We start from the raw sequence: 23,949 nt of genomic DNA, 5'->3' as shown, positions 1-23,949 counted from the left end.
CGGGTTCGGCCGGGCGGCGGCAGCGTCATGACGCGCCGCGCGGCGGAAACAAACCTGTAGGGACAAGGGGGAAACGGATGCGTCAAACCGGGCAAGCACGGGAAAACCGTGTCGCCGGCGGCAAGCATCAGGGCGAATCACTACCGAGGGCCCGAGGCGACATCGCCGGGGCAAGGGCCAATACTTTGTGATTTCCAGGCTCTGCATAGCCTGTATCCGCGAGTTGGCAAGGCGGAGCTGCGGGACTTTAGGCCGCATTCTTGGAGCATAACCTTGCGTCTTAAACAGCAGCCGCGCCACGGAACGATGTGACAAGGCGGGACCGTATTGCATTAATACCGGCGCAAACCGGTTATGCATAATTTGTTATATCCCGACTTATATTTCCGATAATCGCAAAATAAATCGTATTATGGCTTTCTGCCGCAGCAATTATATTAGTATAGCGACGAAGTAAAATAAAACATATAGATCTTCAGGATTTGCAAAGTCGACGCCACATTTTGTCTTGCACGCTATATAGTTTGCACCCGTGCAAGTATTTGTACCCAAGAACCCGGGCACCAGAGAGACTGCGCGGCCAATTGCAAGGGACCCCAGATGCCGAGTACCACGCCGAAGCTGCGCCCCGTATTGCTCGTGGGTGGCACGGGCACCCGTCTATGGCCGCTTTCGCGCGGCAGCTATCCCAAACAGTTTCTTCCCCTGCTGGGCGATCTTTCCCCCTTGCAAGCGACCTGCGAGCGCGTCAAGGGGCTGGACGCCCAGGCGCCGATCTTCGTCGCCAATGAAGAGCACCGCTTCATCGTCGCCGAACAGCTGCGCCAGATCGGCCAACACGAGCCGGCCATCCTGCTTGAGCCGGCCGGGCGCAATACCGCCCCCGCCATCGCCCTGGCCGCCCTGCTGGCGCAGGCCGAGGGCGACGACCCCGTCCTGCTGGTGCTGCCCTCCGACCACGCCGTGACCGACGCCGGGCGTTTTCAGGAGGCCGTGCGCCAGGCGCTGCCCGCCGCCCTGGATGGCCGCCTGGTCACTTTCGGCATCCAGCCCACCTACGCCGAGACCGGCTACGGCTATATCCGCGCCGGCGCGGTCCGGCAGGGCGTGGCCGATGTCGAGGCCTTCGTCGAAAAGCCCGACGCCGCCACGGCAGAGCAATACCTGGCCAGCGGCCGCTATTTCTGGAATAGCGGCATGTTCCTGTTCCGCGCCTCGCGCTACCTGCAGGCGCTGCAGACGCACCGCCCCGACATCCTGGCAGCCTGCCGCCAGGCCATGGCCAGACTGCGCCATGACGGCGATTTCATCCGCCTGGACGAGGCCGCCTTCGCCGCCTGCCCCGCCGATTCCATCGACTATGCCGTCATGGAGCGCGACCCGGGCGTGGCCATGGTGCCGCTGGACGCCGGCTGGAGCGATATCGGCTCCTTCGCCTCGCTATGGCAGCTGGCGCCGCAGGACCGCCAGGGCAATGCCCTGCGCGGCGACGTCATCGCCGAAGACTGCCGCAATGTCTACGCCTATTCCAGCCATCGCCTGCTCGCGCTGCTGGGCCTGGAGGACGTGGTGGTCGTCGAAACCGCCGACGCCGTGCTGGTGGCCGCCCGCGACAAGGTCCAGGACGTGCGGCGCATCGTGGCCCGCCTCAACGCCGGCAAGCGCGCCGAGGCCTCGGCCCATCGCCTGGTCTACCGCCCCTGGGGCAGCTATGACGCCATCGACGGCGGCGAGCGCTTCCAGGTCAAGCGCATCCGCGTGGCCCCGGGCGCCCGCCTGTCGCTGCAGATGCACCATCACCGCGCCGAACACTGGATTGTCGTGACCGGCACGGCCCGCGTCACGCGCGGCGACGAAGTCTTCCTGCTCTCGGAAAACCAATCCGCCTATATCCCACTGGGCGTCAAGCATCGCCTGGAGAATCCGGGTTCGATAGACCTGGAACTCATCGAAGTACAGTCGGGCCCGTATCTGGGCGAGGACGATATCGTCCGGTTTGATGACGCCTACGGCCGCTGATTTCCCTCACAGTTCCCATGCTCACCCACGCAACGCCCAGCCACCCTCAGCGCTCCTTCATGGCCCTGAGCGGCCTGATCTGCGCGCTGATCAACGCCGGTGTCTTTTTCTTCCTGACCCGGTCCCTGGACATGATGTCGCCCATCTTCCAGGGATGGATACCGGCCATCCTGGCCGCCGGCGCCTTCGCGGTCTTCGCTCGTTTCACGCTGCTGCTCAGCGCGCGCAGCATGCCCTGGATGCTGGGCCGGGGCGCGCTGCGCTGGCTGCAGGTGCTGTTTCTGGCCTTGATCGCGCTGTTTTTCCTGCCTGGCAGCGCCACCGACACCGAATCCCTGCGCCTGCTGCTGCTCAAATGGGCGGCCGTCGCCCTGCCGCTGCAGGTGCTCGGCCTCTATGTTCTGCGCCGCGTGGCCTATCGCCTGAACAACTCCCCCTCCAGCCGCCGCACGGCCGTCTTCTTCGGCATGGGCCCGGAGGCGTGCAAGCTGGCCATGCGCCTGCGGCGCTCGCCCATCCTTGGCATCCATACCGCCGGCTATTACGCCGAGCAACCGGTCTGCGGACACCCGGGCCAAGCCGAGCCGCCGCCCTATCTGGGCCGCTACCCCGACGCGCAGGCCCGTATCGACGCCGGCGACTACGGCATCGCGTTCGTCACCCTGGATGAGAGGAAGAACGATCCCGTCTTCATGGACCTGATGAACCGGCTGTACGACTCCACCGCCGCCATCTACCTGATGCCCGAGTCGCCCTTTCTGGGCGAGCTGACCGCCAGCAGCGCCGAGATCGCCGGCGTGGCGCTGCTGGCCCTGCACGAAAGCCATATGCAAGGACTGTCGCGCAGCCTCAAGCGCGCCATGGACCTCATGATCGGCGGGCTGCTGCTGCTGGCGGCCTCGCCCTTCATGCTGCTGATCGCGCTGGCCATCAAGCTGGACTCGCCCGGCCCGGTGATCTTCCGCCAGTCGCGCTATGGCGAGCGCGGCCTGCCCATCACGGTCTATAAGTTCCGTTCCATGCGCGCCAATGCCGGCAAGGAGGCCGACGGCACGCTGCGCCAGGCCCGGCAGGACGATCCGCGCGTGACCCGCGTCGGCCGCTTCCTGCGCAAAAGCTCGCTGGACGAACTGCCCCAGCTTTTCAATGTGATGGGCGGCTCCATGAGCCTGGTGGGTCCGCGCCCGCACGCCGCCGAGCACAACGAACTCTATCGCCGCATGATCCAGGGCTATATGCTGCGCCACAGCGTCAAGCCCGGCATCACCGGCTGGGCGCAGATCCATGGTCTGCGCGGCGAGACCGACACACCGGAAAAAATGCTCCAGCGCGTGCGCTACGACCGCTATTACATCGCCAACTGGTCGCTGATGCTGGACCTGAAGATCCTGGCGCGCACCGGGCTGGTGATCTTCTGGGACCGCAACGCCTATTGAGCGCTCAGGGTTCCTCGCCCATGGGATCGCACATGGCCAGTTCCGGCCTGCGCCATTGGCAGTCGGTAGGTTGCATCAGGCGGCGCAAGTCCTCCTTGCCCCGGGTGCCGAAGGTGTATTCCAGCCCGATGCGCACGAAAGTCTGCTTGTAGGCGTCGGCGGGCGAGTCGCCGGATTGCCGGTCGCGATAGACATCCAGGATCCAGCGCAGCGTGTCTTGCTGCTGCCACTGCAGCCGGGCGCCATAACGGCGGATCTGCAAGACCTGGTCGCTGCCGCCGGTAAAGGCCGTGTTGCGCTGGCGCGTGAGTTCCGCGCCCAGCTGCAAAGCGGTCTTGACGGTGGGCCGCCAGGTCACCGAGGCCAGGCCGCCCGTCTGCACCGAATACAGCACCGTGGGGTCGTCGTCATAGGCGTAGGGCCGGCGCCAGAGCTGCAGGTCCAAGCGCGTCTTGGGCGAATAATCCCAGGTGGCGCGCCCCTGGAAGGTGAACAGATGGGTATCGCGGTCGCCGAGATGTTCATAGCTGCGCTTGAGCAGGCCGACGCGGGCCTGCAGCACCGTCTTGGGGCTGTAATCCCAGCGCGCGGCGGCGAAGATCTCGTCGTCCGTGTAGCGGTCGTCTATGGTCGCCACCAGGTCCGGCGTGCGGCCGTAATAATCGACGTTGCCGCGGCGCAGCCCCGCCTGCGCATAGGATCGGCCAAAGCCCGCATAGCGCGCCGCCAGCTGCCAGCCCTCTTCCTTGCGGTCGTACAGCGTCTTGTTGATGTCCTGGTCATAGCGCGTGCCATTGCGAAAAACGCTGAACGCCGGCAGCGTCAGGCGTTCGCTCACGCGCAGCCCGATTTCGGCCGCCTTGTTGTCCCGCGCCTGCATGTCGCGGTCGGGCCAGGTGCGCGACAGATTGGAATTGAGCTGCTTCTGGTAGCCGTAATCGAAGCGTCCGGCAAACAGCGGTCCGGCGCGCCAATGCAGGGTCGAGAGCAGGTTGCCGGGCTGGTGATCCAGCTGGCGGTCATGGGTGTAGCGGGCGTCGGCTAGCGTGCCGCCGGCCTCCAGCCGGGTGTCATCGGACAGCAGCGGCAGGCGCAGCCCCAGGCCGGCCGCGTTGACCATGACTCCCGCGCTGCGGATATCGCCGGCCATGGACTCGGGCAGCCGCGCCGGATTGCTCTGGTACTGGAAAGAGCTGCCCAGCTGCACGGCATATTCCGCCGGACCGGGCGCGGCCGCGGCGCAGACGGCATGCCAGGCCAGGCCGGCCGCGGCCAGCCGCGCCGTCCAGCCCCCGGGCCGGCGGGCCAGGATGGCCGCGCCCTCGGTCACGGCGCCGAACCGGACCGCTTGCGCCACTGACGCCAGCACAGCACCGCGAAGCGCGGGTCGTCGACCAGGTAGCGGCGCCAGAGGCGGCGCGGATTGCTGGCCAGGCGCCACAGCCACTCCAGGCCGGCGCGCTGCATCCACTGGGGAGCCCGGCGCTGCAGGCCGATGGCGAATTCCATCGCCGCCCCCACGCACAGCAGGATGCCGCCGGGCAAGGCCAGGGCATGGTGCAGCGCCCAGTTCTCCTGCTTGGGCATGCCCACGCACAGAAAGACGACATCGGGTTGGCGTTCGCGCACCCGGTCGGCGAAGGCCTGGCCTTCGGGCCCGACCGGATCGAAGCCCATGGACGGGCTGACCACCTCGATGTCCAGCCCCGGGAAATACTGCGCGAAACGCGCATGCAGCGCGGGCTCCGACCCCGGCATGCCGCCCAGCAGCATCACGCGCCAGCCTTCGCGCTGGGCCCGGCGGCACAGCGCGACAAAGAGATCGGAGCCGGTGATGCGCTCGGGCAGCGGCCGGCCGAGCAGGCGGCTGGCCCAGACCACCGGCATGCCGTCGGCAAAAATAAAATCGGCCCGTGCGTAGCGGGCCCGGAAGTCGGGCGCGGCATCCAGGCGCACCACGTGATCGACATTGGGCGTCACCACGATGCGGGCCCGGCCGTCGCGGCGCACGGCGGCCTGCGCCAGCGCTTCGACCGCCTGTCCGAAAGAGACGGCGGCGATGTCCAGATCGAACAGGCGCACGCTGGGCAGCGCGGGCCCGGCGCCGTTTTCAACCGCGCGCAATCCGGGGTCGGATACTTGCTGGGGACTATGCAAGGGTAATCTCGATACGAAGGGCGGTTAATTGAAAAATAATGGTCTCACATTCGCATTTGAGAAAACCACAGTCATTCAAGCCGGCACGCGCGTATTGTATTTAAAATACCTGCGGTGTGGCGCCCGGCCTGGGATACTATTACACGCGCGCGCAAGCTTTTATCAAGGGATCGGAGAATAACGTGGCGGGTCGGATTATGACGTGGCGAAAAGCGATGCTGGCGGCGCTGGTGATTTACACGCAAACCGCGGGCGCGCAGGACCTGCCCATCCCCGACCCGGTTTCTCCAGCGCCCGCCGGCGCCCCGGCGGATTTCCAGCGCTACAACGCGCCGGTCGAATCCCCTGCCTATACCGCTCCCCTGCCCATGGGCGCGCCGGCGTCCTCGGCCGCGCCGGCCGTCTATGCCGCGCCGCCCATCGCGCCGGTCGTCACGCCGCCGGGCAAGATCGGCAGCGGCAGGCGGGGCACCGAGGGCGAGCTGGCCGGCAACCGCCTGCCCGACACCCTGCCCATTTCGCCGGCCGTCGCCGCCCCGGCCGACAGCGCCGTGGAACAGGCCATTGGCGGCGCGATAGGCGCCGTCGGCCCTGGCGACACGCTGGGCATCAACATCATGGGCACGGGCGGCGGGCAAGTGCGCGCCACCGTCGATGCCGACGGACGGGTCGTGGTGCCCATGCTGGGCCAGGTTCCGGCCTCGGGCCTCAATCCTTCGACCCTGGCCCGGCGCATCGAACAGGGCTTGCGCAGCAAAGGCTATATGACCGACCCGCAGGTCGCTATTGAGGTGCTGACCCTGCGCAGCCGCATCGTCTCCGTGCTGGGCCAGGTCGCCCGGCCCGGCCGCTACCCCATCGAAGGCCGGCTGTCGGTGCTGGAATTGCTGGCCATGGCCGGCGGCGCCACGAACGGCGCCGCCGATGTCGCCACGCTGGTGCGCCGCGCCGGCGGCGGCAACGACCGCATCAACCTCTATGTGGGCAACCGGCAATCGCCCTCGCAAACGGTGCAGGACACCGAGCTGCGGCCCGGCGATGTGGTCTTCGTGCCCGAGGCGCCGCGCTTCTATGTCTACGGCGAAGTCGGCAAGCCCGGCGCCTATCCGATAGAACCCGGCCTGAACGTGATGCGCGCCCTGGCGCTGGCCGGCGGCCTCACCCCGCGCGCCTCCGACAGCCGCATCGACCTCAACCGCAGCGATGCGCTGACCGGGGCCGTCACTGGCAAGCGCGTCACGCTCACCGACGCCGTTCAGCCCGGCGACGTCATCCACGTCAACGAACGCTTTTTCTGATGAAGCGCCGCGCCCTGCTCTCGGCCCTGCTCCTGGCCCCGGGCTACGCCGCGCTGCCCGCCTGGGCGCGCGCCGAGCCCGATTATGCCGTGCTGATCGGCGACTCCATCGCCGAAGGCGAAATCCAGCGCAAGGGCCGCCTGAACGTCCAGGGCCAGTTCGTGCCCGACTACCCCTCCAGCCCGGGCCAGCTTTCCTACGAGCTGGCGCAGTATTCCGGCGTATTTCATTTCAACCAGGGCATCGGCGGGCAAACCTCCACCCAGGTCCGGGCGCGCTGGCGCCGCGACGCCCTGGCCGAAGACGACGATCCGGGCGACGGACGCGGCCCGCGCACCCTGCCGGCCGGCACGCGGCCGCGCCTGATCTACCTGCATGTCGGCATCAACGACATCGCCATGGGCATGCTGCCCTTGCAGACCATGCAGGACAACTTCATGTATTTCGCGCAGACCGCCGCCGAGCAAAACATCCCGCTGGTCGTGGACAATATCGGCGCCTACCTCGGCATGAGCGACGCCATGATCCTGCAGGCGCGCGCCTTCAACGACTGGCTGCTGCAAGGCCTGGCGCCGCGATATTCCGGCCTGCGGGTGGTGGACTATCTGCATTGGTCCAGCGGCGGCAGCAACGATTACCGCAAGCTCGCGCCGGGCATGTTCGCCGACGGCGTTCACCCTTCCACCACGGGCTACGCGGCCTTTGCGCGCTATGTGCGCGCAACCCTGAAACTGCCGGCCAGCAGCGGCGTGCAGTACTGATGAATCGCGCGGCGCGCTGCCGCAAGGGCCTGGAACCCGACCATGATCCTGGACGCCAGCACCATTCCTGAGGGCACGACCCTGACGGCCGACCTGTGCATCGCCGGCGGCGGCCCCGCCGGCATCACGCTGGCCCTGGCCCTGATGGACAGCGGCCTGGACATCGTGCTGCTCGAAAGCGGCGGCCCGCGAGAGGAGCGCGCCACGCAGGACCTCTATGCCGGCACCGTCGCCGATGCGCGCATGCATCCCGGCCCGGACCGCTACCGGCAGCGCCGCATGGGCGGCTCGAGCACCATCTGGGGCGGGCGCTGCATGCCCTTCGACGCCATCGACTTCGAGCCGCGCGACTACATCGCGCACAGCGGCTGGCCCATCGGCCTGGACGATCTGCTGCCCTATTATCCGCGGGCAAACCAGCTGTGCGAGGCCGGCGACTTCGCCTATACCGTGCAGACCGCCTTCCACCATCCGCTGCGGCCCATGATAGGCGGCTTCGAGAGCGCGGCCTTCTCCACCGATACGCTGGAGCGTTTCAGCCTGCCCACCGATTTCGCCGGCCGCTACGCGCAGCGGCTGCGCCAGGGGCCCATCCGCATCATCCAGCACGCCAATCTATGCGGGCTCGACAGCGGCCCGGCCGGCGCGCCCGTGGGCCCGGCCCAGGTGCGCACCCTGGCCGGCTCGGCCTTCACGGTCCGGGCGCGCCACTATGTGCTGGCCACAGGCGGCCTGGAGACCGCGCGCCTGCTGCTGGCCAGCCCGGGGGCCAGCGGACGCGGGCTGGGCAATGCCCATGACGTCGTGGGCCGCTACTATATGTGCCATGTCGCCGGCACCATAGGCGAAGTGGACCTGTCCGGCGCCAGCTCGGTCTGGCACGGTTATGACATCAGCGACGAGGGCGTCTATTGCCGCCGGCGCCTGGCCCTGCGGCCCGAAGCCCAGCGCCGTCTGCATGCCGGCAACTTCATCGCGCGCCTGCATCATCCGCGCATCCCGGATCCCGGGCACGGCAGCGGCATCCTGTCGGCGCTCTACCTGGCCCGGCCCATCGTGCCCTATGAATACGCCAAGCGCCTCTATGGCGACACGCCGGGCTCGGCGGGCCTGTGGCTGCGCCATCTGCGCAATGTGCTGCTGGGCGCGCCGGCCACGGCGGGATTCCTGTGGCATATGCTCACCCAGCGCAGGCTGGCCGCGCGCAAATTTCCGTCCATCATCGTCCACCCGCGCAACCGCCGCTATAGCCTGGATTTCCATGCCGAACAGGAGCCCAACCCCGAGAGCCGGGTCACGCTGGGCAGCGGCCGGGACGCCCTGGACATGCCCCGCCTGCATATCGATTGGCGCTATACGCGGCGCGATGTCGAGACGGTGCAGCGCGCCCTGGCCGCCCTGGCCGAGGCGCTGGCGGCCAGCGGCGCGGGACGCTTCGACTACGACCCGGCGCAAGTCGAAGCCGAAATGACGCGCTACGGCGCCTATGGCGGCCACCACATCGGCACGGCCCGCATGGGCCGGGATCCGCGCGACAGCGTGGTCAACGCCGATTGCCGCGTGCACGAGGCCGCCAACCTCTACATCGCCAGCTCGGCGGTCTTCCCGACCTCCGGCCAGGCCAACCCTACCCTGACCATCGTGGCGCTGGCCCTGCGCCTGGCCGATCATCTGCGCCGCGAGCTTCGCCTGCCCGCCGCGGCCGCCCGCAAGGAGACCTCCCCGACATGAAGCAACGCATCCTGGTATTGGGCGCCAACGGCTATGTCGGCCGCCGCGTGATGGCGCGGCTGGCCGCCAGCGATTGGGCCGAACCGGTGGCCGGCGTGCGCCGCGCCGGCGGACTGGGCCGCGAGATCGTGCTCGACGCCACCGACGCCGCCTCGGTGGCGCGCGCGCTGGGCGAGGCCGATGCCGCCGTCAACTGCGTGGCCGGCCCGGCCGAGACCATGACGGCCGGCGCCCGGGCGCTTGCCGGCGCCCTGGACGCCAGGCCCATGCCCCTGGTGCACTTCAGTTCGATGACCGTCTATGGCCCGGCGCAGGGCGACATCGGCGAAGAACATCCGCTGGCCCAGGGCCTGGACGGCTATGCCGGCGCCAAGGTCGAGACCGAGCGCCTGCTGTCCTCGCGCCCGACCGTGCTCACGCTGCGTCCGGGCTGCATCTACGGCCCGCAAAGCCCGCAATGGAGCTTGCGCATCGCCCGCCTGCTGCGCGCCCGCCGCATCGGCGACCTGGGCGCGGCCGGCGACGGCTGCAGCAATCTGGTCTATATCGACGATGTCGCGGCCGCCGTGCTGGCCGGCCTGCGCGCGCCGGCCGGCGTCTACAACCTCGCCATGGCCCAGGCCCCGGACTGGAACGGCTACTTCCTGGCCTATGCCCGGGCGCTGGGCGCGGTCCCGATCAAGCGCATCGGCGAGCGCCGCCTGAAGATCGAAACCCATCTGCTGGCGCCGGTCCTGAAAATCGCCGAGATCGGCTTGGGCCGCCTGCGCCTGCCGCCGCCCATCCCGCCTTCGCTGGCCCGCCTGTGGCGCCAGCCCATCCGCCTGCGCGCCGAGCGCGCCGAACGCGAGCTTGGCCTGCGCTGGACACCCTTGTCAGAGGGCTTGGCGGCAACCGTCGCGGCGGAGCGCGCATGATGACGCCACACACTGGAGAACCCGCCGTGCACTACCCCCACCGCGTCGCCGCCCAGATCAGCATGTACCCCATGGACTATCCCCATGCGGCGCTGCTGCTGCCGCACCAGATCCGCGCCTGGGCGCCCATGGTGGACCGCATCCTCGTCACCATCGACACCCATCGCAGCCGTTCGGGACGCTACCGGGGCACGCATTTCGATGAATACCGCGCCAAGCTGCTGGCGCTGGCGCGCGAGCTGCGCCGCGACACGCCCAAGCTGGACGTGATCGAAGTGGACTATGCGCCCGAGGCGCGGCGCGAAGTGGCGCGATCCTTTTTCGGCGCCGGCGACATCCCGGTCAAGGCCTGGGACGGCGGGCCCTTTTATGCTTATTTCTATGGCATGCACCACAGCCAGGCGCGCCACATCGTGCACTTCGACGGCGACATGCTGTTCGGCGGCGGCAGCCGGCGCTGGGTCGAGGAAGCCATCGCCTACACCGAACAAGATCCCAACGTCCTGCTGACCGGCCCCTTTCCGGGGCCGCCGCGCGCCGACGGGGCGGTCTACGGCCATGGCCAGCCCGAGCCCCAGCGCACGGAAATCGCCGGCGCCCCGGCCTATCGTTTCCAGAGCGCCAGCACGCGCATCTTCATGCTGGACATGGAGCGGCTGCGCGCCACGCTGGGCCATCTGCCGCTATTGCCGCCCGGCGCGCTGCAGCGCCTGAAATCGCATCTGCTGGGCAACCCGCCGCAGGTGCGCGAGGCCGAGGTCATCCTGGGCGAGGTGCTGCGCCAGCGCGGGCTGTACCGCGTCGACCTGCTGGGCTCCGCGCCCGGCCTGTGGTCGCTGCATCCGCCCTATCGCGGCGCGGAGTTCTATCGCCGGCTGCCGGAACTGATCGCCGCGGTCGAGTCGGGCGAACTGCCCGAGGCCCAGCGCGGCCACTATGACGTCCACGACAGCATGATCGACTGGTCCGCGCAGCGCGCGGCCACGCGCCGCCACAAGCGCTGGCTGCGCATGCTCAAAGACCGGCTACGGATCGGCGGGTAGCGGCCTTGGACGCCTCCTGCTCGCGCGGCTTTTTGAACAGGCCGATCAGCGGTTTTTCCATCAGGTAGTAGACCGCCAGACCCGCCACCGCGCAGGCCACGACGCCCAGCAGGCAGAATCCCACCCGGCCGCCCGGCAGGCTGTCCAGGTGCAGCTTGCGCCAGCCCTGGCTCAAGGCCGACAGCACAAAAGCATGCGAGAGATAAATCGAATACGAGGCATCGCCCAGCGTGTGCAGCAGCTTGAAGCGCGGCAGGGCCTGGAAGCGCTCCAGCAGGATGGCCCCCATCACGATGGCCGCCGAAGGCAGGCCTTGCGCCAGCGGACGCGAGGCCTGCGGCGCGAAAACCGAGGCCAGGGCGATGGCGGCAAAGCCGCCGAGAACGAGCAGCCAGCCCAGGGCCGCCGACCCGCCCTGATGCGGACGCGAGAACCACCAGCCTATGCTCATGCCCAGCAGGAACTCCAACACGATGTCCGAGGTATAGACCTGGAGGATGGGCCTGTCCTGGCCCACCACGAACCAGCCCAGCATGCTGATGCCGATGAGCACGAGGGCCGTCACGGCGAAGCGCCAGGCGGTGGGCAGCACCAGCGTCAGGCCAAAGATGAGGTAATACAGCATCTCGTAGTTGAGCGTCCAGCCCACGGTCAGCACGGGTTCGATCAGCCCCGCCGGATTGGGCGCCATCACGAAGAAATACGAGGCGATCACATGGGACAGGCCGAAGCGCGTGGTCTGCAGCAGCTGCGGCGCGATCAGCATCACCGCCACGGCCACCGAGGTCAGCAGCCAGTACAGCGGAATGATGCGCACGGCGCGGCGGCGGTAGAACTCCAGCACGCCGACCTTTCGATCGCGCGTGGTGATCCACATCAGAAAGCCGCTCAGGACAAAGAAGATGTCCACGCCCGCGGCCAGCCAGTGCGGCCAATAGCCCTGGTATCCCATGCGCTCGAGCTGCGGATGCAGGTGGACCGCCACCACCATCATGGCCGCGATCCCGCGCAGATACTGAATCGAAATAATGTCCATGAATCATCGTCCAGGGAAGAAGCGGCCGCGGGCCGGCGCGCCGGCAGGCACGCAAGCCCGGCTCATGCCCGCGCTCCGGTCATATCATCGTCACGGCGCACTTCGCGCCAGGCCATGACGGCCACGGCCAGCCCATAGCAGGCTTCGCCCGCCACGATGCCGATGGCCGCGCCGACCGGCCCGAACTTGAGCATGCCGGCATAGCTGATGGCCAGGGCGATCAGGGCGCAGACCAGCGTGCCGGCGCTCAGGGCGCGGAAGCGCTGGCGCAGCAAGGGCACCATCATGATGGGTTCGCGGATCACCATCAGCACGAACAGCCCCGTCCACAGCAGGAGCAAGGCATCGCGCTGCGGGAAATCCTTGCGCATCAGATCCAGGAAGATCCAGTCGCGCAGCAGCCAGAGGACGGCGCCGTAGAGCAGCGTGAACAGCGCCAGGGCCAGCGAGAACAGCATCAGCCGCCGCAAGGTGCGCCGCGCGCCCATGGCGTGCATCCAGCCCGAAGCCATGGGCGTGAGCTGCTTCTGCATGCCGGACAGCAGGAGATTGATGGGCATGAGCGTCAGGCGCGAAGCCGCCAGAGCCGCCACGGCCGCCAGGTCCAGCGTCGCGGCGGTCAGGAAGTGATAGCCCTGATTGAACAGCCAATAGATCACGCCGCCCGAAGCGGCCCACAAGCCCATGCGCGCGATCTCGCGCAAGCGGCCCGGCGCGGCCTGGGCATCGATATCGCCGCCCAGCGCGCGGCGCAGCAGGCGCGCGCCGACCAGCGCCGCGGCCATGCCCGCCAGCAGCGCGCCCACGGCCGCCGCCGGCGCGTGCACGGCCAGCGCGCAGCCGGCCAGCAGCACCGCCACATAGACGGCATCGGCGCCCAGCACCTGCTGCGGACGGTGATACATCAGCAGAATGCCGCGCAGATACTCGCGATACAGCGCCGCCAGCACCAGGCCCAGGGCCGCGGCCGCCACGGCGGCCGATGCGCCGTCGAACAGGCCCGCCGCCCAGCCGCCCGATATCACGGCCAGGGCCAGCAGCCCGCCCCACAGGCCCAGCCGCTTCTGGTCGCGCAACAGGCTGCCCATCCATAGGCGCCGCTGCGGCGCGTCCAGCCCGGGCAGGCGGATCACCATCGGCGTGCCGATGAAGGTCCCCTGCAAGGTCGTGAGCAACATCATGGTGTTGAAGGCCAGGATGTAATAGCCGTATTGGGTTTCGGCCGCATAACGGATCAGGATCAGGCCGACGGCGAAATTGGCCGCCGACAGCATGGCCTGGTCGGCGATCGAGCTGCCGAACAGGCGCGCCAGGCCCGAGGCCGATGCAGGGGGCCGCTTCATCGGGAATCCCTGTCGGTCTTGATCCAGTGCCGGTTGCGCCGGTTGCGCAACAGCACCACCAGCTTCCACAGCACGAAGAAGGGCGCGCGCAGCAGGTCCAGCAGGGCGCGCGGCCCCAGCGGCGAGAGCTGCCAGCCGCGCAGCACATGCAAGGCCAGCACGGCCAGCAGGCCCAGCGCCAGCAGCGGCCAGATTGCCAGCCCGGCGTCCGGCAGCGCCAGGGCCGCCAGGCCGCCCAGCGCGAGCAAGCCGCCGGTCTGCAGCACGATATAGCCCAGCGGCAGGGTCAGCAGATCGATGGCCAGCTCCAGGCAGAGCCAGCTCGGCCGGCTCAGGCCCTGGCGCAGCAGACGGCCCACATAGGCCTTGAGCACGGCCAGGCGTCCGCCTTCCCAGCGCTGGCGCTGGGTGCGCGAGCCCCGCTCGGAAGCCACCAGTTCGGCGTCGGCGCTGGCCTCGTCGATATAGACAACGCGGCGCCCGGCCAGGCCCAGCACGATGCCGTACTCCAGATCCTCGGTCATCGAATGGATATTGAAGGGCACGTCGCGCAGCAAGGCGTGCGTCATGCACATGCCATTGCCGCGCAGGCCGTTGGAGGCATGCAGGCGCTCGCGCGCCCTGCCCCGCACCGCATGGAAGGCGCCATAGGCGATGGTGATGATGCGCGTGCGCCAGGAGTCGTCCGGGTTGAGCACGCCATAATGGACCTGCATTACCTCCGCCCCCTGCTCGATGCGCGCCGCGCAGGTGGCCAGCAGATTGGGCGTGACCTCGGTGTCGGCGTCGATCACCGCCACCGCTTGGGCAAAACCGTCGGCCGCGCTATGCGCGATGCCGAACTCCAGCGCATAGCCCTTGCCGCGCTGCGCCGGATCGTGGCGCTCGATCACTTCGGCGCCGGCCGCTCGCGCCAGCGCCGCCGTATCGTCGCTGCAGTTATCGGCGATGACGACAATGCGGTAGTGCTCGCGCGGCCAATCGATGGCCGCCAGGCTGCGCACCGTGCGCTCGATCACGGCCGTCTCGTTGTGCGCCGGCACCAGGATGTCGAAACGCATGTCGCGCCGCCGGGGCTGGGGCCGCGGCAGGCGCGCCGACAGCAGCGTCAGCAGGCCCAGATAGAGGGTCGCCGCCGTGACTGGCAAGGCGATGATGAACAGCAGCAGATGCAGGATCAGGGCCATGATGCTCAGGCGTACTCGTGATAGCGCCCGCCCCACAGGACGGACAGTTTTCCGTAGTTGGCGCAGGCGCGGCCCAGCCAATGGACGGCATGATGGCGGCCCAGCGGCCAGCTCAAGAGCGCCAGCAGGCCGGCGGCGGCCATCTGCGCCGCCGCGCGCGCATAAAAGCGCAGGCGGCGCGCCGCGCCCGGCCGGCCGCCCAGCCGGCCGGCCTCGAAATGGAGGGCGAAGTCCTGGCCGCCGCGCAGGGCGCGTTTCAAGATCCAGGCCGCCGTCATCCGGCTCGCGGCCACCGGCTCGGCCACATGGGCCTCATCGCACCAGACGATGCGCGCGCCCTCGCCCGCCAGGCGCATCAGCGTGTCGCCATCTTCGCCGCCGCTCAGGCCATAGGCCGGATCGAAGGGCTGCGGACGGCGCTTGAGCCAGTCGGCCAGGATGAAGAAATTGCCGATGCGCAAGACATTGCGCGGCACGGCCTCGCCCGTGCGGAAACGCGGCCCGTCATAAAAACGCCCCCGGCGCACCCAGGCCGGCGCCGTGGCCGGCAACTCCGCCAGCACGGGCGCCTGGACGGCGTCGGCGTCGAAGCGCGCGGCCGTCTGGGCCAGCAGGGCCAGCCATTGCGGCGGCGCCCGTTCGTCATCATCGATCATCGCCAGCCACTGCCCGCGGGCCAGCGCGACCGCGCGATTACGGGTCAGCGAAATATTCTTCTCGGGCTGGATGGCGTAATCCACCCGCACGCCCAGCGCCCGCAGCGCCGGCTCATGCGCCTGGACCACGGCCCGGGCGCTGCCTTCGGCATCGTTATCCACCACCACCACCTGGGCCGGCGCCAGCGTCTGCGCCGCCAGGTCGCCCAAGAGGGCGTCCAGCAGCGGCGCGCGCCGGTAGGTGGCGATGCAGACGCTGATCGGGCCGGCGCTCATGGCTTGTCCTCGTAAACCAGTTCATACCAGGGGCTGGGCGCGGCCCCGGCCTGCACGCGCACGCGCGCGCCGTCGGCGCCCAGGACCACGTCGGCGGCCGGCAAGGGCGCCTGGCGCCTGCCTGCGCCGTCCAGCGGGTAGACCGTCAACCGGCCGGCGCGGGCCGCCAGGCCCAGCGTGGCCGGCATGCGGCGCAGCCAGGCCGGCGGCCGGGTGGCATAGTCCGCGCCCGCCGACCCCGGATCAGGCTCCAGGGTAAAGCCGGAGGCCCCGCCGCGGTAAGGCATGCGCAGCTTGGGCCGCCGCGGCATCGCGCCGGGCTGCGTGCCGGTGGTGTCATTGCCCAGGCTCAAGAGCAGATGACGCGAGCGCGTCAGCGGCTGTCCGTCCAGGCAGGTCAGCATGGCGCTGACCGGCCCTGGGGCATCAAAGCGCATCCAGGCCGGCCCGCCGCCCACGGACGCGCCGCCCGCGGCGCCGAAGACCGCCCACAGGCAGGGCGTCTGGATCAGGACATGGCCGTCCGCCTGCTTCAGCACGGCGGTGGGCGCGGCGTCCGGCGCGCGCGGCGCGGCGTCGGGCGCCGGCGACAGGTCCACCGCCACCCTGCCCTGCAAGGCCCATTGCGGCTGCACGCCCAGGCCCTCGGCCAGCGCCACCGTGATCGCGTCAAAGCGCCGGTCGGCGCCCAGGCGCAGGCGCTGCCGCGGCCCCACCGGGATGTCGATGCGCCCGGGCAGCGCCTCCACGAGCGGCTGGCGGAACAGGCGCGCGCTCTGGCCGGCCAGGGCCATGCGCCCCCAATCGCCGCTCAAGGCAAAGCGCGAGGGCGATTGCGGCAGACGCTGCGCGTCGCTGTAATCGAAGTAGAACAGCCCGTCCCAATCCTGCAGGGCGGCCACGGCGCTCATCAGCGGCAGGATCTCCGCCCCGCGGGGATTGGGAAAAGGCTGGTTGAACTCGCTCACCACGAAGGGCCTCTCGCGATCGCGCCGCAAGGACAGGGCTAGCAGGCGGGCAAACTCATTGCCGCTGGCGTTCAGGTCCGGGATGCGCCAGTCGTCGGCCGACCGGATATCCGGATGCGCCACATAGAAATGCTCATCGAGATAGTCCATGGTGGCCTGGGAATCGAAATTCATCAGGCCGCCAAAACCCATCTGCGTGCCGGTCACCGGCACCGGCGCGCCGGCGCTGTCGCGCACGACGCGGCGCAGGCGCTCGAAATACGCCTGGTCGGTCGCCGCCAGGAAGCGCCGGAAATCCTGCTCGCGCGGATCCGCCTCGGCCGGCCTGCCGGGCCCCAACCAGGCATGGACCCGGCGGGCGATCCCCGCGCGCAGCTGAGCCAGGCCATTCTCATAAACCGGCTGCTGGCCGTCCGGCTGCGGAAACTCGGTCGCATCGCCGCCCGGGCAACCGCCCCAGGCCGCGCAGGCCTGCTCCAGCGAACCATGGCGCGCCAGCAGCCAGGCCCGCCATTGCTTGCGCAGCTGCGGCGCATAGGCCGAGGGAATCGCCGCCTGCCAATCCGGACCCAGCCAGGCCGCCAGCAGCGAAGACTCATTATTGATCTCCACCATGGCCAGCGCGGGATTGTCCCGCAAGCCCAGCCGCGTGATCAGCTGGCGGGCGTACTCCTCCTGCATGGCGATCAGACGCGGATCGTAGAGATGGATGGGCGCGGTCAAGGCCGGCATCTCGGCCCCGCCATCCAGCGCGGGCAAGCCGTCCACGCTGGGGCGGAAGCGATAGCCTACGTGCAGATTCAGGTTGACGTAGATGCCCTCGGCGGCCAGCGCCCGGATCAGGCCGCGCAACCTGGCCACCGCCGGCGGGCTGAAGCTCGGAAACGGTCCGGGCGTCAGGATGCTGATGGGCGCTTCGGGATGATCGGAGGGCAGCGAATCGAGGTGATGCAAGCGTACGGCGTTAAAGCCCAGCCTGCGCAGTTGCCGCGCCAGGCGGGCCGCCTCGCCGGCATCGGGAAAATTGGCGCCGAACGACAGGTTGACGCCGAAGAAACGCACCCGCTCGTCGACCTGGCCGTCGGCGCCTGCGCGAAAGAAATGCCCGTCGCGCGCGACTATGCGCGCCGCAGCGTCCAGCGGCCGGTTCAGGAAAGCCACATCGGGCGCGCCGGCCAGATTCTCCGGCTTCATCGCGAAAACGAACCAATCGGCCGGCGCGGCCGAGGCCATGCGCGCCGCCAGCAGCCAGGCCAGGCAGCACAGCGCCGCCCAGCGCCTCATGCCTGGCGCTCCCGGCCGACCCGCGGCCCGGCGGCCGCGCCGCGCGCGCGCGCCATCGCCAGGCGGCCGCTGATGGCCAGCGACGAATAGATGAACATGATGTTCTGGAAATTGGTGTCGCGCAGGATCTGGCTTTCCGAAAAATTGCTGATCATGATCGTCACGCACAGACCCAGGTGCATGGCCGCATCCTCGCGGTCTATCCGGTAAAGCCGCAGGATGCTCGCCACATGCCAGGCCAGGCATGCGAGGAACAAGCCCATGCCCACCTGCCCCAGGTCGAGCAGGATGTCGAGATAGCCGTTGTGCGCCTGCCCCGGCAGCCAGCCCAGCCGGTCGCCGATGTACTGCGCCGGCCCGCCCTCGCCCACCCAGAAGGCGCTATAGCCTATGCCCAGGAGCTTGTGCCGCTCGATGGCGATATCCACCAGGGCCCAGATCTCGCCCCGGCCGGTCAGGTCGCTGCTCTTGTTGAACAGGGCCGTGACCATCGCGACCGCGTCGTCGATCCGCGGCATGCGGCCCGCCGCCACGAAGAACACCAGCAGGAAATACAGCAGCAACAGCAGGGCGCCCAACACCAGGATCTGGCCGGTATGCCGCCCGCCAAACAAACGCTTGCGCGAAATCAGGTAGACCGCCGCGCCCAGCGCGGTCACCAGGAGGGCGGTGGCGCTCTTGCTCATCACCAGCATGAAAGCGCTGAACAACAGCCCCAGGCTGGCCAGGCGCCGCAGGCGCGGCGTCATCGCCCACTCGCGCAGCCAGAGCAGCACGGCGAAGCCTGCGATGGAGCCCAGCATGTTCTTCTGCCAGGTGATGCCGCGCCAGGCATTGCCCAGCAAGGCGTCCACGCCCACGCTGGGCATCAGCAGCGCTACGAAGAAGGACAGCACCAGCACAAGGGAGTAAGTCCCCAGCACCACGCGCAGGAACTGGCGCGGGCCGCTCAAGGGCGGCGCCACCGCCAGGCCGATCAGGACCAGGCCGGCGAAGATGACGGTGCGCTTGAGCGTGATGTCGGGATAGGGAGACCAGGCCGTGCTGGCCAGGCAATACCCCACCAGCAGCAGCAGAAAAAGATTGCTGGCGCGCAGATTCCCGAGCACGACGGGCAGATGTCTCCAGGCGACGATGGCCGCGCCCAGAAAGAGCGAGGCGTACTGCACCTGGCGCAACATCGAACCCTGCATCACCGTATGCGTGGCCTGCGGGCCCAGCTCGCCGACCGACAGCGTATCCGGCACGATGGCGAACAGCAGGCTCAGGCCCACCAGCAGCCATACGGCCCAACGGCTGCCGCGGCTCTGTCCGTCGGCGACCGGAAGGACGGTCTGCGCGCCCATGGCCCCGGCCCTCAGCGGCGCAGGCGCGCCGGCACGAGTGCGCGCAGCCAGTCCCGCCAACCGCGGCCCCGCTCGGGGTCGTATTCGTTATAGACCGTGCCCAGCACGCGCGCGCCAGCCGTCTCCAGCTGCTCGGCCGTGCGCGTCAATTCGCCCAGCGCGGTCACATCCTTGCGCGCCACCAGCAGGCAGGCGTCCACCTGGCGCGCAATGCTCTGCGCATCCGGCGACTGCGCCGCCGCCGGCGTATCGACGATAAAGATCTCGTACTGTCCGGCATAGGCCTCCAGCACCCGGCGCAGCGCCGGCTCGCGCAACAGCTCGGCCGGATTGGGAGGCTGCGGCCCGGCATCGAGCACGCCCAGGGCCGGAAAGCCCGCCACCGCGCGGCTCTCGCCCGACGCCGCGCGGCCGGCCAGGATGGACGACAGGCCCGCTCCGCCGCCGCCGCCCAGGAGGTCCTGCTGCCCGCTGGCACGCAGATTGGCATTGACCAGCAGCGTGCGCCGCCCGGTCTGGGCGAAGGCAACCGCCAGGCTGGCCGCCAGATAGCTGCGCCCTTCGCCATCCTGCGGGCTCACCACCGCCACGGCGATGCGCGGCAAATCCTCCAGGCGGATCGAGATCTCGGCCCGCAGCTGGCGGATGGCCTCGGCCTCGCGGCCAAATGGCATGGCCGCGATAGGCAGCTTGATCTCGGCGTGCTGCGCCGACGCATAGTCGTAGCGGTATTGTTCGGCCAGCACCGACTGCACGCGCGCCTCGGAGACAAACCCCAGCTTGACGGCCGCCTGCCCGAAGCGCAGGCGCTCGGCCTGCTGCAGCTGGACCACGCGCGCGACCTGCTCCTCGGTCAGCAGGCCCAGCCGCACAAAACGCTCGCCCATCTTGTCGCCGGACGCGGCGGCGTCCTGGCCGGCTTGCTGGTTCAGGCGGTCGAACAGGGGGCGCATGGTGGAATCGCTCATGATGCGGCCATCCGGCCCACGCGGCCCAGGACAGGCAGGGCAGTATTGCGCTCCAGGTCATCCAGGCAGCGGATGCGGCGGCGGCTCAGTTCCAGCAGCAGCGCCAGGGCCAGGCCGGCCAGGATGCCGACCAACAGGCCCAGCACCAGGCTGCTGCGCACCTTGGGCCGCGAGGGCGAGGCCGGCAACTCGGCGGCGCGCAGCACGGCCAGGCTGGGCAGGGAAATATTGCTGGCCATCAGGATGCCATCGTATTTCTGCAGGGCGGTCTGGTAGACCTGCTCAACGCCGGCGAACTGGCGCCGGTAGGCGGCAATGCGGTCGCGCTTGGCCATCTGGTCCAGCACCTTGGCGCGCTGCGCCTCCATATCGCGCTGCAGGGCTGCCCGCTGCGCCTCCAGGCGCTGCACCTCGCTGTCCTGCGCTTGCACCGCCGCCTTGGCCTGGCGGGCGATCTCGGCCTGCATCTGCGCGCGCTGGGCCAGCAGGCCGGCCACGCTGGGATGCTTGGGCCCCAGCGCGCCGCGCAGCTGGCCCAGCTGGTGCTCGACCACCGTCAAACCATTGCGCAAGTCGTTGATGGGCGCGATCAGGCCCACCTCGGGCAGATCCTCCGGCCGCATGCCGCCGGCCAGCAGACTGGCCGTGGTGGCCTTGCGGGCCCGCGCGGCCTCCAGCTGGGACTCCAGCGCCAGCATCGCGGTGGCCATGTCATTGAGCCGGCGGGCATCGATATCGTCGCCCGCCTGCAGGGTATCGACAATGCCGGTCTCCTGCTGATAGCGCGTCAGCTTGTCCTGGATGGCGTCGAGTTCGCCGCGCAGCTGCTCCAGCTGGGCGGTGTATTGTTCGGTGCGCGCCCGGGCGGCCGCCGAGGCGACACCCTGGCTGACCGCAATATAGGAATTGACCACCGCATTGGTGAACTCGCGCGCCTTCTGGGGCGTATCGGCGGAGAAAGCAATCGCCAGCACGCGGCTGTTCTGCTGCTTGTCGACCTCCAGGTGGCGCTTGATATAGGCCAGCAGCTCATTGCGCGCCTTGGACCCCGCGGCGGCATCCTCTCCCGTCAGCAAGCCCAGGCTCGCGATCACATGGTCGGCCACCGTCTGGCTGCGGATCATGTCGATCTGCGTCTGCATATAGCTCTCGTCCAGCAGCGGCGAGAACGAGCGGCCGTTGATGGGATCGTTTTCCCGGTAGTCGATGAAGACATCCGAGGTGGCGGTCCACACCCGCGGCAACACCAATATGAGCAGACAGGTCAGCAGCAGGGTTCCCAGGGCCACCCATGCCACAAGCCGGGCGCGCGCCACAAGCATCGCCCATACCTGATTCAACGATAGCAGACTGTATTCGGAGCTCACGGCGGGATATTAAATTCAGCGTGACGTGACCGCCGATTTTACCGGAGAGTCCGGGGCAGATGAAAAAACCCCGCCGGAAAATGAAAATTGACCGTGCTTGTCAAAAAAGCGCTTGCAAAAAAACGAGCATCCCGCCAGCGCTTTTTCTAAAACGGAAATAATCCGTTTTTATTTCAATCATTAAAAAGCCGGAAAATATCCGCCGCGAAAAATCCTCGATAACGGCGGCCGCATGAAACACGCCGTTTGAATATCCGGGGCGGCCGGGCGGCGGCGATATCCGCATGGATGGCCCGCAGCCCGAGCCCGCCCGCACAGGCCGCGCCCGGCCCCTCAGAACTTCGGCGCCCGCTTCTCGATGAAGGCCGTCACCGCCTCGCGATGCTCGGCCGTCTTGTGCGCCAGCGCCTGGTAGCTGGCCGACAGCTCCAGCAGGGAGGCCAGGCTGGCCTGCTGCCCCTCGCGCAGAAGACGCTTGGTCATGCGCATGACCGGCCCGGGATTGGCGGCGATCTTCGCGGCCAGCGTCCTGGCCGTCGGCATGAGCGCCTCGGCCGGCACGGCGCGGCTGATCAGCCCGCAAGCCAGCGCCTCGGCCGCGTCGATGGCCTCGCCGGTGAAGGCCATCTCGCAGGCGCGGGCCATGCCCACCGCGCGCGGCAGCAGCCAGGCGCCGCCGTCGCCGGGCACGATGCCCACGCGCACGAAGCTTTCGGCGAAGGTCGCGCTATCGGCGGCGATCCGGATATCGCACATGCACGCCAGGTCCAGGCCGGCGCCGATGGCCGGCCCGTTGACGGCGGCGATGACCGGCACATCCAGCGCGTGCAAGGCCAGCGGGATGCGCTGGATGCCCTGGCGATACTCTTCGCAAATGCTTTCCGGCGTCAGCGCCTCATCGAAAAAGCGCCGCATGTCCTTCACATTGCCGCCGGAGCTGAAGATCGGGCCGGCCGCGGTGATGATGAGCACCTTGACCGTCGCATCGCGGCGGATGTCGGCGCACAGCGCCACGAATTCTTCGACGGCGGTGTTGCCGGTCAGCGCATTGCGCGTTTCCGGCTGGTTCATGGTCGCGGTCACGATGCCGCCGTCGCGTTCGATTTGCAGGAATGCCATGGTGTGATTCTCCTTGAGGTCCCGCTCAGGCCGGGACATCGGTGATACGGCGCACGAGATCGAGCGTCAGCCCCTCATGCGCGAGCAGGGCCTGGCCGGCGACCTCCTGCCAATAGGCTTCACTGCCCGCCGTCTGGCGCCAGGCGTGCAGGCGGCGCGTGTAGAGCTGCAGGTCGTATTCCTCGGTAAAGCCGATGGCGCCGTGGATGGCATGCGCCAACTCGGCCACGGCCAGGGCCGCCTCGCTGCAGCGCGCCTTGGCCGTGGCGACCCGCAGGCGATCCGGCAGCGCGCCCTCGCCGCTGCAACCCAGCTGCGCCGCCATGCGGGCCGCGCACACATGCTCGCTCATGACCGCCAGCTGATGCTGGATGGCCTGGAACTTGCCGATGGGCCGGCCGAACTGCTGGCGCTCGTTGGCGTATTGCAGCGTACGCTCCAGCACCCAGCCCAGGGCGCCGGCCATCTGGGCCGCGGCCACGGCCGCCTGCAGGGTCCAGACGTCCAGGCCGCTGTCGGCGCCCGCGATGGCGATCGCCGACCCGGCTTTCTCCGCCGTCCAGCTCATCGCCGCATCCAGCGGCAGGGCATGGGGCTGGCAACGCGCATCGGCCGCCGCGAGCAGACGCCACTCCCCCTCTGCCTGGCTCAGGACGTGGGCCGCCGCCCGGCCGCCGCGCACCAGGGCGCAATGCCAGGCGCCGTCGGCCAGACGCTGTCCCCGGGCCAGCGCGATGCTGCCCGCCGGTCGCGCCGGCAACAAGGCCCGCGCCACCATGGTCTCGCCCAGCGGCAGGGGCAAGGCGTGCGCCCCGCACTGCTCCAGCACCCCGTATACCTGGCTCAGCCCCAGGCCGGAGCCGCCCGCTTCCTCGCTGACCAGGGCATCGGCCAGGCCCGCGGCCTCCAGCTGCTCCCACAGCGGGCCGGCCGACGGGCCGCCCGCTTCGATATCGCGCACCGCCCGCGGGGTGCAGTGGTCGGCCAGCACATCGCGCGCGGCGTCAGCGTACAGATCGTTGTCGTTCATCTTCTTA

General features: G+C 69.0%; 20 protein-coding genes. 7 read left to right on the top strand and 13 right to left on the bottom strand.

Annotated elements, in window-relative coordinates:
- The first annotated feature begins 600 nt into the window (after positions 1 to 600).
- Together L540_RS11975 and L540_RS11970 are read left to right on the top strand one after the other, a co-directional pair.
- Positions 601 to 2,019, top strand: coding sequence for a mannose-1-phosphate guanylyltransferase/mannose-6-phosphate isomerase (locus L540_RS11975; protein WP_043208738.1), 1,419 nt, complete (start codon positions 601 to 603; stop codon positions 2,017 to 2,019).
- A 17-nt stretch (positions 2,020 to 2,036) separates the two neighbouring features.
- Complete coding sequence (locus tag L540_RS11970) at positions 2,037 to 3,455, top strand: undecaprenyl-phosphate glucose phosphotransferase (RefSeq protein ID WP_231584785.1); 1,419 nt, start codon at positions 2,037 to 2,039, stop codon at positions 3,453 to 3,455.
- Positions 3,456 to 3,459: 4 nt separating this feature from the next.
- Here the strand turns inward: L540_RS11970 and L540_RS11965 are convergent, their stop codons facing one another.
- Together L540_RS11965 and L540_RS11960 are read right to left on the bottom strand one after the other, a co-directional pair.
- Positions 3,460 to 4,812 carry a hypothetical protein gene (locus tag L540_RS11965; RefSeq protein ID WP_043208734.1) on the bottom strand — a complete coding sequence of 451 codons (1,353 nt, stop codon included), beginning with the start codon at positions 4,810 to 4,812 and terminating at the stop codon, positions 3,460 to 3,462.
- Positions 4,782 to 5,612 carry a WecB/TagA/CpsF family glycosyltransferase gene (locus L540_RS11960; RefSeq protein WP_231584784.1) on the bottom strand — a complete coding sequence of 277 codons (831 nt, stop codon included), beginning with the start codon at positions 5,610 to 5,612 and terminating at the stop codon, positions 4,782 to 4,784. The genes L540_RS11965 and L540_RS11960 overlap by 31 nt, the downstream gene beginning before the upstream one ends.
- 197 nt (positions 5,613 to 5,809) lie before the next feature.
- On the opposite strand from L540_RS11960, the gene L540_RS11955 reads away from it, so the two are divergent.
- The 5 genes from L540_RS11955 to L540_RS11935 are packed head-to-tail and all read left to right on the top strand — an operon-like array spanning position 5,810 to position 11,362.
- Positions 5,810 to 6,910, top strand: coding sequence for an SLBB domain-containing protein (locus tag L540_RS11955; protein WP_109842525.1), 1,101 nt, complete (start codon positions 5,810 to 5,812; stop codon positions 6,908 to 6,910).
- Positions 6,910 to 7,671 carry an SGNH/GDSL hydrolase family protein gene (locus L540_RS11950; protein ID WP_043208733.1) on the top strand — a complete coding sequence of 254 codons (762 nt, stop codon included), beginning with the start codon at positions 6,910 to 6,912 and terminating at the stop codon, positions 7,669 to 7,671. Before L540_RS11955 ends, L540_RS11950 begins: the two co-directional genes overlap by 1 nt.
- A 42-nt stretch (positions 7,672 to 7,713) precedes the next feature.
- Complete coding sequence (locus L540_RS11945) at positions 7,714 to 9,402, top strand: GMC oxidoreductase (protein ID WP_043208730.1); 1,689 nt, start codon at positions 7,714 to 7,716, stop codon at positions 9,400 to 9,402.
- A complete protein-coding gene (locus tag L540_RS11940) occupies positions 9,399 to 10,319 on the top strand; it encodes an NAD-dependent epimerase/dehydratase family protein (RefSeq protein WP_043208728.1) in 921 nt (306 codons plus the stop codon). The genes L540_RS11945 and L540_RS11940 overlap by 4 nt, the downstream gene beginning before the upstream one ends.
- Positions 10,316 to 11,362, top strand: a complete 1,047-nt coding sequence (locus L540_RS11935; protein WP_231584783.1) for a capsular biosynthesis protein — start codon at positions 10,316 to 10,318, stop codon at positions 11,360 to 11,362. Before L540_RS11940 ends, L540_RS11935 begins: the two co-directional genes overlap by 4 nt.
- Here L540_RS11935 and L540_RS11930 read toward each other — a convergent pair.
- The 11 genes from L540_RS11930 to L540_RS11885 all read right to left on the bottom strand — a co-directional run bounded on the left by L540_RS11930 (position 11,334) and on the right by L540_RS11885 (position 23,942).
- A complete protein-coding gene (locus L540_RS11930) occupies positions 11,334 to 12,398 on the bottom strand; it encodes an acyltransferase family protein (protein ID WP_043208726.1) in 1,065 nt (354 codons plus the stop codon). The two genes, L540_RS11935 and L540_RS11930, sit on opposite strands and share 29 nt — an antisense overlap.
- Positions 12,399 to 12,460: 62 nt before the next feature.
- Entirely contained in the window at positions 12,461 to 13,741 is a 1,281-nt protein-coding gene (locus L540_RS11925; protein ID WP_043208725.1) for a lipopolysaccharide biosynthesis protein, read from the bottom strand.
- The gene (locus L540_RS11920; RefSeq protein ID WP_043208724.1) at positions 13,738 to 14,928 is read right to left on the bottom strand and encodes a glycosyltransferase family 2 protein; all 1,191 of its coding nucleotides are present in this window, start codon (positions 14,926 to 14,928) and stop codon (positions 13,738 to 13,740) included. The genes L540_RS11925 and L540_RS11920 overlap by 4 nt, the downstream gene beginning before the upstream one ends.
- A gap of 5 nt (positions 14,929 to 14,933) precedes the next feature.
- Positions 14,934 to 15,860, bottom strand: coding sequence for a glycosyltransferase family 2 protein (locus L540_RS11915; protein WP_043208723.1), 927 nt, complete (start codon positions 15,858 to 15,860; stop codon positions 14,934 to 14,936).
- On the bottom strand, positions 15,857 to 18,112 hold the full coding sequence (locus tag L540_RS11910) for an alpha-amylase family protein (RefSeq protein WP_043208722.1): 2,256 nt from the start codon (positions 18,110 to 18,112) through the stop codon (positions 15,857 to 15,859). The genes L540_RS11915 and L540_RS11910 overlap by 4 nt, the downstream gene beginning before the upstream one ends.
- Positions 18,109 to 19,458: an O-antigen ligase family protein gene (locus L540_RS11905; RefSeq protein WP_048026351.1), complete on the bottom strand. Its 1,350-nt coding sequence runs from the start codon at positions 19,456 to 19,458 to the stop codon at positions 18,109 to 18,111. The genes L540_RS11910 and L540_RS11905 overlap by 4 nt, the downstream gene beginning before the upstream one ends.
- 11 nt (positions 19,459 to 19,469) lie before the next feature.
- Positions 19,470 to 20,426: a polysaccharide biosynthesis tyrosine autokinase gene (locus tag L540_RS11900; RefSeq protein WP_043208721.1), complete on the bottom strand. Its 957-nt coding sequence runs from the start codon at positions 20,424 to 20,426 to the stop codon at positions 19,470 to 19,472.
- Positions 20,423 to 21,793 (bottom strand): GumC family protein, encoded by a 1,371-nt coding sequence (locus L540_RS11895; RefSeq protein ID WP_043208720.1) that lies wholly within the window; start codon positions 21,791 to 21,793, stop codon positions 20,423 to 20,425. Before L540_RS11895 ends, L540_RS11900 begins: the two co-directional genes overlap by 4 nt.
- 100 nt (positions 21,794 to 21,893) lie before the next feature.
- Positions 21,894 to 22,079, bottom strand: a complete 186-nt coding sequence (locus tag L540_RS21755; RefSeq protein ID WP_131726040.1) for a hypothetical protein — start codon at positions 22,077 to 22,079, stop codon at positions 21,894 to 21,896.
- A gap of 47 nt (positions 22,080 to 22,126) precedes the next feature.
- Positions 22,127 to 22,912 carry a crotonase/enoyl-CoA hydratase family protein gene (locus L540_RS11890; RefSeq protein WP_043208718.1) on the bottom strand — a complete coding sequence of 262 codons (786 nt, stop codon included), beginning with the start codon at positions 22,910 to 22,912 and terminating at the stop codon, positions 22,127 to 22,129.
- A 25-nt stretch (positions 22,913 to 22,937) separates the two neighbouring features.
- Positions 22,938 to 23,942 carry an acyl-CoA dehydrogenase gene (locus tag L540_RS11885; protein WP_043208716.1) on the bottom strand — a complete coding sequence of 335 codons (1,005 nt, stop codon included), beginning with the start codon at positions 23,940 to 23,942 and terminating at the stop codon, positions 22,938 to 22,940.
- Between the last annotated feature and the right edge of the window lie 7 nt (positions 23,943 to 23,949).

This window comes from Bordetella pseudohinzii (assembly GCF_000657795.2).
Classification (GTDB): Bacteria; Pseudomonadota; Gammaproteobacteria; order Burkholderiales; family Burkholderiaceae_B; genus Bordetella; species Bordetella pseudohinzii.
The sequence above is the reverse complement of the archived record's forward strand: the minus strand, read 5'-3'. Positions and strand labels throughout refer to the sequence as shown.